Source organism: Vibrio sp. Vb1755 (assembly GCF_033338635.1).
In the GTDB taxonomy this organism is placed as follows: Bacteria; Pseudomonadota; Gammaproteobacteria; order Enterobacterales; family Vibrionaceae; genus Vibrio; species Vibrio alginolyticus.
In genome coordinates this window covers 44,872-56,291 of record NZ_JAWOTA010000027.1, presented here as the reverse complement: position 1 = coordinate 56,291, position 11,420 = coordinate 44,872, and the positions used below count along the sequence as shown (strand labels likewise).

Sequence of the window (11,420 nt, the reverse complement as noted above, 5' to 3'; positions counted from 1 at the left end):
ATAAGCAAAGGGAGAATTGCAATGGCTCTTTATGATCCAAGTCTTGAGAAAGACAACTGTGGATTTGGCTTGATCGCGCATATGGAAGGCGAACAAAGCCACAAGCTGGTACGTACAGCAATTTCTGCACTTGACCGCATGACTCACCGTGGTGGTATCGCCGCCGATGGTAAAACTGGTGATGGTTGTGGTCTTCTATTACAAAAGCCCGATTCCTATTTACGTCTTATTGCCGAAGAAAATGGTTTCAACCTTGGCAAGCAATACGCCGTAGGGATGATTTTCTTCAACCAAGATCCAGTCAAAGCTCAACTCGCTAAAGACATCGTCAACAAAGAACTGGCGCAAGAGACGCTAACTGTGGCTGGTTGGCGTGAAGTACCAACTAATTCAGAAGTACTCGGTCCAATTGCGGCCAACTCGCTTCCAAATATTCAGCAAGTCTTTGTCTCTGCACCGGCAGGTTGGCGCGAACGCGACATTGAACGTCGTCTCTACATCGCACGCCGTCGCATCGAGAAACAAATCACCGAAGATCCGGATTTCTACATCTGTAGCTTATCGACTCAAGTTTTGGTGTACAAAGGCCTATGCATGCCTGCGGACTTACCGCGCTTTTATCTTGATCTTGCCGATCTACGTATGGAATCTGCTATCTGTCTGTTCCACCAGCGTTTTTCTACCAACACTCAACCGCGTTGGCCATTAGCTCAACCGTTCCGCTACCTTGCTCATAATGGTGAGATCAATACCATTGAAGGTAACCGACAATGGGCACGCGCTCGTGCTTACAAGTTCTCGTCACCACTGCTGCCTGACCTACAAACTGCAGCACCGTTTGTGAACGAGACAGGCTCAGACTCGTCTAGCCTAGATAATATGCTAGATCTCTTTTTAGCTGGCGGCATGGATATCTTCCGTGCCATGCGTATGCTTGTGCCGCCAGCATGGCAAAACCACCCTGACATGGATCCGGATTTGCGTGCGTTTTACGATTTCAACTCCAAACACATGGAACCATGGGATGGCCCAGCAGGTATCGTACTGTCCGATGGTCGTTATGCTGCTTGTAACCTAGACCGAAACGGTCTACGTCCTGCGCGTTATGTAATTACCAAAGACAAGTTGATCACTCTGGCGTCTGAGGTAGGGATTTGGAATTACGCCCCAGATGAAGTTGCCAAAAAAGGTCGTGTAGGTCCGGGGGAATTGCTCGTCATCGACACTCGTAAAGGTAAGCTTTGGCAATCTAGCGAGATCGATAATGACCTGAAATCTCGTCACCCTTATCGCGAATGGATGGAGAACAACGTTCGCAAACTAACACCGTTCTCTCAGCTGCCTGAAGATCAAGTAGGTGAGCGCAGCTTTGATGAAGACTTGCTTAAGACTTATCAAAAGCAGTTTGCTATGAGCAATGAAGAAGTCGATCAAGTATTGCGTGTCCTCGGTGATATGGGGCAAGAAGCCGTCGGTTCGATGGGTGATGACACCCCGATGGCGGTTCTTTCTTCGAAAGAGCGCTTGGTGACTGATTACTTCCGTCAGAAGTTCGCGCAGGTCACCAACCCACCAATCGATCCACTGCGTGAGAAACACGTCATGTCGCTGGCGACCAGCATCGGCCAGGAGATGAACGTCTTCTGTGAAACCGATGGCCACGCGCATCGTGTAACCTTTGATTCTCCAGTACTGCTCTATTCAGACATGCAGCAATTACTAGAGCTGAGTGACGATCATTACCGTAATACCATTCTCGATATCAACTACGACCCACAACAAAAAGATCTTAAACAAGCCATTGATGATCTGTGTGAGCAAGCAGAGCAAGTCGTTCGTGAAGGCACGGTTTTAGTGGTTCTTTCGGACAGAGCCTTGGTCAAAGGTAAGTTACCAATTCCGGCAGCAATGGCAGTCGGCGCCGTTCAAACTCGTCTGATTGACGCGAACTTACGTTGCGATGCCAACATTGTTGTCGAAACCGCAACAGCCCGTGACCCACACCAATTTGCCGTCTTGCTTGGTTTTGGTGCCACTGCGGTTTACCCATACCTTGCTTATGAAGCGTTAGGTAAACTGATTGATGATAAAGCACTAGAGAAAGACTACCGCGATGTGATGCAAAACTACCAATACGGCATCAACAAAGGCCTGTACAAGATCATGTCGAAAATGGGGATCTCAACCATCGCCTCTTACCGCTGCTCACAACTGTTTGAAGCAGTTGGCTTGAGCCAAAATGTGGTCGATCTGTGTTTTAAAGGCGTCACAACTCGAATTGAAGGCGCGAATTTTGACGACTTCCAGCAAGATCTTACAAACTTATCTCGTAAAGCATGGGCGAAACGCAAATCGATTGATCATGGCGGCTTGTTAAAGTACGTCCATGGAGGTGAGTATCATGCTTACAACCCGGATGTCGTCGGCACGCTGCAACAGGCCGTTAAATCTGGCGAAAGTAACGACTATCAGAGCTTTGCTAAGCAGGTAAACCAACGCCCTGTTGCCATGCTGCGTGACTTAATGTCGCTGAAAAAATCAGACTCACCGCTGCCACTTGAGCAAATAGAACCACGCACTGAACTGTTCAAACGCTTTGACTCAGCGGCAATGTCCATTGGCGCACTTAGCCCAGAAGCGCATGAAGCACTTGCAACGGCGATGAACCGTCTTGGTGGTTACTCTAACTCGGGTGAAGGCGGTGAAGATCCTCGCCGTTTCGGTACTGAGCGTAACTCACGTATCAAACAGATTGCTTCTGGCCGATTTGGTGTAACGCCGCATTACCTGACTAATGCGGATGTACTGCAAATCAAGGTGGCACAAGGTGCGAAACCGGGTGAAGGTGGACAGCTACCAGGACACAAAGTCACCGCAGAAATCGCAAAACTGCGTTATTCGGTACAAGGCGTGACTCTGATCTCCCCTCCTCCGCATCACGATATCTATTCGATTGAAGATTTGGCCCAACTGATCTTCGACCTTAAACAAGTCAACCCGAATGCGCTGGTTTCGGTAAAACTCGTCTCCGAGCCAGGTGTCGGCACCATCGCAACGGGTGTAGCCAAGGCTTACGCTGATCTTATTACCATTTCGGGTTACGACGGTGGTACCGCAGCAAGCCCATTAACTTCGGTAAAATACGCTGGTAGCCCTTGGGAGTTGGGGTTGGCAGAGACACAACAAGCTCTGGTTGCTAATGGTCTGCGTCATAAGATCCGCCTACAGGTAGACGGTGGTCTAAAGACTGGTTTAGACGTAGTTAAAGCCGCAATTTTAGGTGCAGAAAGCTTCGGTTTTGGTACTGCGCCAATGGTCGCTATGGGTTGTAAGTTCCTACGAATTTGTCACCTCAACAACTGTGCAACTGGGGTTGCGACTCAAGACGAGACACTGCGTAAAGAATATTTCAAAGGTCTACCAGAAATGGTGATGAATTACTTCATCGGCCTGGCAGACGAAGTGCGCGGATTACTCGCCGAACTTGGCGTTGAAAAGCTGACGGACTTGATTGGTCGTACCGATTTACTTGAGGCAGTAGAGGGATTTACAGCGAAACAGACCAAGCTGGATCTATCCAATATTCTAGAAGCTCCAGTATCACCTGAGGGCCATCCGCTATTTTGGACAGAGCCAAACAAACCGTTTGATAAAGCTGAGCTCAACCAAAAGATCGTTGATGATGCCATGCATGCGGTCGAAAACAGTCAATCGGCAAGTTTCTTCTACAATGTCATCAACACTGATCGTTCTGTTGGTGCACGCTTATCTGGCGAAATAGCAAAACGCTATGGCAACCAAGGGTTGGCGGCTTCCCCTATCAAAATCTATCTTGACGGCACCGCAGGCCAGTCCTTTGGTGTTTGGAACGCAGGTGGTGTAGAGCTTTACCTCACGGGCGATGCGAACGACTACGTGGGCAAAGGCATGGCGGGTGGTAAAGTGGTTATCAAACCTCACCTTGGCACTGCATTTAAGTGTAATGAAGCAACCATCATTGGTAACACCTGTCTGTACGGCGCGACCGGCGGTAAACTATTTGCAGCCGGTAAAGCAGGTGAGCGTTTCGGCGTACGAAACTCAGGTACGATAGCCGTCATTGAAGGTGCTGGCGATAACGCTTGTGAGTACATGACTGGCGGTATTGTTGCCATTCTTGGTGCGACAGGTGTGAACTTTGGCGCGGGTATGACTGGAGGCTTTGCCTATGTTCTGGATGAGAACCAAAGCTTTGAAGGTCGAGTTAATACTGAGTCTGTCGAAGCCATCTCATTGTCCGATCTTTACATCCACCAAGAACATTTGCGTGGCCTAATTGCGGAACACCTTGAAGAAACAGGGTCGAGTCATGCTGAAAATATTTTGGCGAACTTTGATGAATGGATTCCAAAGTTCTATTTGGTGAAACCACAAGCGGCAGATCTTCGCACGCTACTTGGTCACCAGAGCCGCAGTGCCGCAGAGCTGCGTGTTCAAGCACAGTAATCATGGAGGATGTTTGAATCATGAGCCAGAACGTTTATCAATTTATCGATGTGCAGCGTGTAGATCCTGCGAAAAAGCCTATCAAAGTTCGTAAGATCGAGTTCGTTGAAATCTATGAACCGTTCACTAAACAACAGGCGACTGCACAAGCGGATCGCTGCTTAGATTGTGGCAACCCATATTGTGAATGGAAATGCCCAGTCCACAACTACATCCCTCAATGGTTAAAACTTGCTAATGAAGGTCGTATTCTTGAAGCGGTTGAACTATCGCATCAAACCAACAGCCTACCGGAAGTATGTGGGCGCGTTTGTCCTCAAGACCGCCTATGTGAAGGTTCATGCACGCTTAATGATGACTTTGGTGCCGTCACCATCGGTAACATAGAAAAGTACATTACCGACAAAGCGTTTGAAATGGGCTGGAAGCCAGATATGTCCAAGGTGGAGTGGACCGATAAAAAGGTCGCAATCATTGGAGCAGGCCCAGCTGGCTTGGCTGCCGCGGATATCCTAGTGCGCAATGGCGTTAAGCCAGTCGTGTTTGACCGCTACCCTGAAATTGGAGGCCTTCTGACCTTCGGTATTCCTTCCTTCAAGCTTGAAAAAGGCGTGATGGAAAACCGCCGCCGTGTGTTCACTGAAATGGGCGTCGAGTTCCGCATGAACATGGAAGTAGGCAAAGATGTCCAAATGCAAGAGCTACTTGATGAATACGATGCTGTTTTCTTGGGCGTTGGCACCTATAAATACATGCGTGCAGGTCTAGATAATGAAGATGCGCCGGGTGTGTATGACGCGCTGCCATTTTTAGTTTCGAACACCTACAAAGTCATGGATCTTGAGAGTAACCAACCCTTTATCGATATGGCAGGAAAGAAAGTCGTCGTACTGGGTGGTGGTGATACAGCAATGGACTGCGTTCGTACCTCAATTCGCCAAGGTGCCTCCAACGTAGTTTGTGCTTATCGTCGTGATGAGGCCAACATGCCGGGATCTCGTCGCGAGGTAAAAAACGCAAAGGAAGAAGGCGTGAAGTTCATGTTCAACCTTCAGCCTTTGGGAGTGGAAGTGGATGCGTCAGGCAAAGTCTCGGGGGTCAAAGTGGTGAAAACCGCACTTGGTGAACCTGATGAAGCGGGTCGCCGACGTCCAGAGCCCGTTGAAGGCAGCGAGCACGTTCTACCAGCAGACGTTGTTATCATGGCGTTTGGTTTCCAGCCGCACAAAATGGACTGGTTAGCACCGTTTGATGTCGATTTGGATCAATGGGGTCGTATCAAAGCCCCAGCGAAGCAAGAGTTCCAATTCCAGACCAGCAATGAAAAGATCTTCGCGGGTGGCGATGCGGTACGAGGTTCTGATCTTGTCGTAACCGCAATTGATGAAGGACGAAAAGCGGCAGAAGGCATTCTCGATTACCTAGAAGTTTAATCTCAGCTAACCTCACAAAAAGGGTCCTGTTATTGGATCCTTTTTCTTTTGTATCCATATAATTAGAAACAAAATTATAAGAGTAAATATAATGAAAAAAGCCGCTCTCCTTTCCATTACTTTGCTCGGCTTAACCGCTTGTAGCCAAGGAGTCACAACCATGACGGATCGTTCTCAATCACCTTGTGGTGACAAACCAAACTGCGTCTCCACCCAAGACACGCGAGAAAAATACAACCTAACGCCATTTATCTTAGTTGATTCAGCGAACATCGACGCTATTGAGCAAGTTGCGCTTGAACTGCCAGGCGCGAAAACCGCGGTGAAAGAAAGCAACTACCTTCGTATCGAGTGCACATCTAAAATCATGCGCTTCGTGGATGACCTCGAACTAAAAATAGCAGGAGACCAACTGATTGTGCGCTCGGAATCTCGTGTGGGCTACTCTGACTTTGGCGTAAACAGAAAGCGCGCCGATCAATTACGACAAAAGCTCACTCAAGCTAAGCTCATCAAATAGAAAACTGCCAACGGGGAGTGCTATACTCTCGGCCAACTAAAATATTTACCTAAAGAGAGTGTTATGAAAGTTGGTATCATCGGTGCGATGGAACAAGAAGTGACCATCCTGAAGCAAGCAATTACAAACTGCAAAACTGTAAATAAAGCAGGTTGTACGTTTTTCTCTGGTCAAATTAACGATGTCGAAGTCGTCGTACTACAATCGGGCATCGGTAAAGTTGCAGCGGCAGTGGGCACGACAATCCTTCTTGATGAATACCAACCAGACGTTGTGATTAACACAGGCTCTGCTGGCGGTTTCGATTCAAGCTTAAACCTTGGCGATGTAGTTATCTCTACAGAAGTTCGTCATCACGATGCAGACGTAACCGCTTTTGGTTATGAAATTGGCCAAATGGCCGGTCAACCAGCTGCATTCAAAGCGGATGACAAGCTAATGGACTTAGCAGAAAAAGCCCTAGCACAAATGGAAAACACTCATGCGGTTCGCGGCCTAATTTGTACTGGCGATGCGTTTGTTTGTACTGCTGAGCGTCAAGAGTTTATTCGTAAACACTTTCCGTCTGTTATCGCTGTAGAAATGGAAGCATCTGCTATCGCTCAAACTTGTCACCAATTCAACACACCGTTTGTTGTTGTGCGTGCAATCTCTGATGTCGCTGATAAAGAATCACCAATGAGCTTTGATGAGTTTCTACCTCTAGCAGCAAAAAGCTCTTCCGAAATGGTATTCAAAATGCTGGAACTCATTAAGTAAACGACTCATTCATGGAAGAAGTTTTTCAGTCATTTTATGCCAACGGTGCGCTCCTTATAATGTGGGGCGCACTGCCCTTGCACCTTCTAGTGCCAATCCCCCATTCAGCGCACCCCATCACTTTATGGCGAAAGCTAGCAGAACAGCTAGCCAACAAAGTGAACAATAATCACAATTACTCACAGAGTGTAATCTCAGGCAGTCTTGCACTAGGCTTGATGCTGTTTCCTTGTTTGATATTACTGATTGCAGTAAAGCCATTTGTTTGGCAAATCCCTTTATATGAACTGGTTCTATTGATCCTTGCGCTAGACTGGCGCAACAGCGAAACGTTAACGAAACAGCTCGTAACTAGTATGTCTTCGGAAGACAAAGCTCAGTGTCGAGCATTACTGAGACCATACCTTAATCGCGATACTGGTAGCCTCTCGATCGTTGGCATAGGTAAAGCTGGCTCAGAAACCCTGATTATGGGATACAGCCGCAACGTGATCGGTGTGCTATTTTGGTACGCACTAACAGGTGGCATTGGTGCGTTAATGTATCGACTCACAACAGAATTAGCGCGAGTGTGGTCCCCTAGCCGACGCCAATATTTGCCGTTTGGTAAACCTGTGATTCAACTGGTTGCTACTCTGGATATTATTCCACTTCGTCTCTTTGCCATACTTTTAGCTGCCGGAAAGAATACAAGTAATGTGCTCTCTGGAATACAACAGCAAGCGAAGTCTTGGCCCTTACCAGGACCTAGCTGGGTGTTATGTACTATCGGACACAAACTACAACTGTCTTTATGCGGCCCTGCTATCTATCAAGGTGTGCGTGCAGAGCGCGCAAAAATCGGTGGGCGCATTGCGCCATCGGCTATTCACCTTTCACAAATACATACGCTGCTCGTTTGGCGCGTCCTGGCTTGGATCGCAATCCAAAGTTTGCTTTTAGGAATAATTTATCAAGGATTATGATGAATAAATTATGCTTCGCATTAACGCTGTTTGTTTCGACAGCGACCTTCGCTCAACCCGCTCAACGCATTATAAGTTTAGCTCCACATGCCACCGAAATTGCCTTTGCAGCAGGGCTAGGAGACCAGCTTGTTGCTGTCAGCGAAATGAGCGATTATCCAGAACAGGCAAAGCAGCTAGAAAGAGTCTCAAATTATCAAGGAATTAAATTAGAGCGCATTATTGCTCTTCAGCCGGACTTAGTGATTGCTTGGCCAGCCGGAAACCCCGCTAAAGAGTTGGAGAAAATTAAACAGTTCGGTATTCCTATCTATTACTCCACTACAGGTTCATTAGAAGATATCGCCAACAATATTGAGCAACTCAGCCAATACAGCGAAACTCCACAAGTAGGAAAAAAGGCCGCTGAAGATTTTAGAACGCAACTGAGTACACTAAAAGAACAGTACAACACGAACGAGAAAGTTCGTTACTTTTATCAGTTGAGTGAAAAGCCTATCATCACTGTCGCCGGAAAGAACTGGCCAAGTGAAGTCTTTACTTTTTGCGGTGGTGAGAACATTTTCGCCACATCTAGCGCGCCTTATCCTCAAGTTAGCATCGAGCAAGTCATTACTCGCCAGCCAGAGGTTATTTTTACTTCTCGTCACGCAATGAGTAACGATGGTATGTGGGCTGAGTGGAGTAATGAGCTTCTTGCTCTTAAAAACAAACACATCTGGTCCCTAAACTCTGATTGGATTAACCGTCCGACACCACGCACATTGAACGCGATCAAGGAAGTGTGTGAGCACTTTAAAAGCGTTCGTCAAAAACGCTAACGATTTCGTGGCAAATACCGTACAATTTCCGCCCATTTTTTCTCACACTATTTAAAGGTACTAAGTAACATGGACTCCATGCTGCTTTATATGATCGATTTGTTCGGTACCGCTGTTTTCGCTATCTCTGGCGTATTACTGGCTGGCCGTTTAAAAATGGATCCATTCGGCGTTATCGTACTCGGCAGTGTGACTGCTATAGGTGGCGGAACAATCCGAGACATGGCGCTTGGTGCCACTCCCGTATTTTGGATAACAGATACGACTTACTTATGGGTGATATTTGTTACGTGTCTACTAACCATGCTTGTTATTCGAAGACCCAAGCGACTCTCATGGTGGGTATTACCCGTTTGTGATGCCATCGGTCTCGCTGTATTTGTGGGAATAGGAGTAGAAAAGGCACTCGCCTACAATGCTTCTGGGATGGTCGCGGTGATAATGGGGGTTATTACTGGCTGTGGCGGTGGCATTATACGAGACGTGCTGGCTCGCGAAGTTCCTATGGTATTAAGAAGCGAAGTCTATGCTACGGCATGTATTATTGGCGGCATCTTCCATACGATGGCGGTAAACATGGGTTATGACCACTCAACGGCTTTACTCGCTGGTGTAATCTCAACGCTCATTATACGTCTCGGTGCGATTCGTTGGCATCTATCCCTGCCAACTTTCGCCATTAACCGTTAAACACAAACAACATCACTCACCATGGAGTCGACCAAGTGTCGGCTCCTCTCATTTATGCTCATTTGATTCGCCAATTCTTGGGCAATTCGCTAAATTATCTCAACCATTCCTAACTTTCATTAATCATTATGTTGCTTGAAGGTATTGAAACGTTACTTGTCCTCAGTAAAGAAAAAACCATGAGCCGCACGGGCAGTCAACTCTATATTAGTCAATCTGCCGTGAGTAAACGTATTTCAAATCTAGAGAAGAAGTTAGGAAAAAAATTAATAGAGCCAAATGGTCGGCACATAAAGCTGACCTCCGATGGCCTTGCCCTCATCAACACGATCGAGCCAACGTTCAATGAGTTAAGAGGTCAGATCTATGATCAACAACAAATAGAAGATACTTCTTTGATCAAGATAGACTGCTCTGAAACCTTAGTCGCTGGATACCTCAGCATGATCATGGCAGAACACTTTGCCCATGATCAGTACATACGAATATCGACCAATCATACGCCACGCATTATTGAGAATGTGAAATCAGGCAAAGCAACATTGGGATTTTGCGCTGGCTATCTACCACCTCATCATGGATTAATGAGCCTTCACCTCGCCGATGAACCTTTCTCAATTGTCAGTCGACATTCACTTTCACAACTACCTAAAGCTATTTTGACCAATGACCTAACTAACCCTGCCAACACATATCAACAAGCTATTTTATCCAAACACGGAATCGAACCTTTGATGGAAATGGATTCGTATACTGCGGCAGCACAACTGGCTTTGGGAGGTATGGCTCCCGCTTTAATCCCTAAATCTATCCTAACGACACTTAATATCACATCTAAGTTCTGCTATGACTTTGAAGAGCTAGATCAGTTAGTTCGACCAATACATATCTGCTTACGTCACAGCACATATCGTAGCGAACGAGTTAAAGCACTGACAGAATCCATTGCTGATGTTGTTGCCAAAGAAGTTTCGTTGCCATAAGCATCGACATCACTATAACTAGAGGACGAATCCATTTTTGTCCTTTACTTACCACGACCTTCGCTCCTAACTGAGCACCAAGAAAACCGCCAACAGCCATGGTTAAGCCAAGCTTCCACACGGGCAACCCAGCGAAGATAAAAAAGAGTAGTGCCGCAATGTTTGACGTGAAATTGAGAATTTTGGTTCTAGCAGTGGCTTCGACCAAAGAAAAGTGACCTAGTGCAACAAAACAAACAGTAAAAATAGATCCAGTCCCAGGGCCAAAAAAGCCATCATAGAAACCGATTCCGCCACCAATGCATAGCGCAAACATCGCTTCAGATAACTTTGGTTCTCCATCGATTTTTCGCGTACTTGGCGCGAGTAAAAAATAGAGGGAAATGGCTATCAAAAGAACAGGGATCAAACTGGTGAGTACGCTAGCATCAATAAACTGCACAGCCTCGGCACCGATTGCAGCGCCTATAAAAGTGCAGAGTATCGCAAAACGCATTTCCTTTAAGCTGACAATACCGTTACGCACGAAATACCAGCTAGCAGAGAAACTGCCAAACGAACTTTGTAACTTATTGGTTGCTAGAGCTTGAGTCGGACTCAACCCCGCAGCCAAAAGCGCAGGGAGCGTAATGAGCCCCCCCCCACCAGCCATCGCATCAATAAAGCCTGCGGCAGTCGCAACCAAAAATAAGGCCAACAAAATCTCAACCGTGATTTCCACTACACTTCCTTTTTGAAGAGGTATCAAAGAGGAAGAAACGGTA

9 protein-coding genes are annotated in these 11,420 nt (G+C 46.8%); 8 read left to right on the top strand and 1 reads right to left on the bottom strand.

Features of this window, described 5'->3' with window-relative positions; translation table 11 throughout:
* Positions 1 to 21: 21 nt before the first annotated feature.
* The 8 genes from gltB to R7E00_RS18805 all read left to right on the top strand — a co-directional run bounded on the left by gltB (position 22) and on the right by R7E00_RS18805 (position 10,656).
* On the top strand, positions 22 to 4,485 hold the full coding sequence (gene gltB / locus R7E00_RS18840; RefSeq protein ID WP_158159560.1) for a glutamate synthase large subunit: 4,464 nt from the start codon (positions 22 to 24) through the stop codon (positions 4,483 to 4,485).
* Between the two features lie 20 nt (positions 4,486 to 4,505).
* Complete coding sequence (locus R7E00_RS18835) at positions 4,506 to 5,918, top strand: FAD-dependent oxidoreductase (RefSeq protein WP_005381833.1); 1,413 nt, start codon at positions 4,506 to 4,508, stop codon at positions 5,916 to 5,918.
* A gap of 91 nt (positions 5,919 to 6,009) precedes the next feature.
* Positions 6,010 to 6,438, top strand: a complete 429-nt coding sequence (locus tag R7E00_RS18830; RefSeq protein ID WP_158159559.1) for a DUF1499 domain-containing protein — start codon at positions 6,010 to 6,012, stop codon at positions 6,436 to 6,438.
* A 63-nt stretch (positions 6,439 to 6,501) separates the two neighbouring features.
* Positions 6,502 to 7,197, top strand: a complete 696-nt coding sequence (gene mtnN, locus R7E00_RS18825; protein WP_005381837.1) for a 5'-methylthioadenosine/S-adenosylhomocysteine nucleosidase — start codon at positions 6,502 to 6,504, stop codon at positions 7,195 to 7,197.
* 11 nt (positions 7,198 to 7,208) lie between these two features.
* The gene (locus R7E00_RS18820; protein WP_158159558.1) at positions 7,209 to 8,162 is read left to right on the top strand and encodes a cobalamin biosynthesis family protein; all 954 of its coding nucleotides are present in this window, start codon (positions 7,209 to 7,211) and stop codon (positions 8,160 to 8,162) included.
* Positions 8,162 to 8,983, top strand: coding sequence for a vitamin B12 ABC transporter substrate-binding protein BtuF (gene btuF / locus R7E00_RS18815; protein ID WP_181881276.1), 822 nt, complete (start codon positions 8,162 to 8,164; stop codon positions 8,981 to 8,983). The genes R7E00_RS18820 and btuF overlap by 1 nt, the downstream gene beginning before the upstream one ends.
* 69 nt (positions 8,984 to 9,052) lie before the next feature.
* Positions 9,053 to 9,673, top strand: coding sequence for a TRIC cation channel family protein (locus tag R7E00_RS18810; protein ID WP_005387377.1), 621 nt, complete (start codon positions 9,053 to 9,055; stop codon positions 9,671 to 9,673).
* 128 nt (positions 9,674 to 9,801) lie between these two features.
* Positions 9,802 to 10,656 carry a LysR family transcriptional regulator gene (locus R7E00_RS18805; protein WP_017821479.1) on the top strand — a complete coding sequence of 285 codons (855 nt, stop codon included), beginning with the start codon at positions 9,802 to 9,804 and terminating at the stop codon, positions 10,654 to 10,656.
* Here the strand turns inward: R7E00_RS18805 and R7E00_RS18800 are convergent.
* Positions 10,598 to 11,377 (bottom strand): TSUP family transporter, encoded by a 780-nt coding sequence (locus R7E00_RS18800; RefSeq protein WP_005381847.1) that lies wholly within the window; start codon positions 11,375 to 11,377, stop codon positions 10,598 to 10,600. The genes R7E00_RS18805 and R7E00_RS18800 overlap by 59 nt on opposite strands.
* Between the last annotated feature and the right edge of the window lie 43 nt (positions 11,378 to 11,420).

Excerpts from the sequence above, each read along its gene's own strand:
- btuF (WP_181881276.1), top strand. The coding sequence starts at position 8,162 with ATGAATAAATTATGCTTCGCATTAACGCTGTTTGTTTCGACAGCGACC.
- R7E00_RS18835 (WP_005381833.1), top strand. The coding sequence starts at position 4,506 with ATGAGCCAGAACGTTTATCAATTTATCGATGTGCAGCGTGTAGATCCT.
- R7E00_RS18810 (WP_005387377.1), top strand. The coding sequence starts at position 9,053 with ATGGACTCCATGCTGCTTTATATGATCGATTTGTTCGGTACCGCTGTT.
- mtnN (WP_005381837.1), top strand. The coding sequence starts at position 6,502 with ATGAAAGTTGGTATCATCGGTGCGATGGAACAAGAAGTGACCATCCTG.
- R7E00_RS18805 (WP_017821479.1), top strand. The coding sequence starts at position 9,802 with ATGTTGCTTGAAGGTATTGAAACGTTACTTGTCCTCAGTAAAGAAAAA.
- R7E00_RS18830 (WP_158159559.1), top strand. The coding sequence starts at position 6,010 with ATGAAAAAAGCCGCTCTCCTTTCCATTACTTTGCTCGGCTTAACCGCT.
- gltB (WP_158159560.1), top strand. The coding sequence starts at position 22 with ATGGCTCTTTATGATCCAAGTCTTGAGAAAGACAACTGTGGATTTGGC.
- R7E00_RS18820 (WP_158159558.1), top strand. The coding sequence starts at position 7,209 with ATGGAAGAAGTTTTTCAGTCATTTTATGCCAACGGTGCGCTCCTTATA.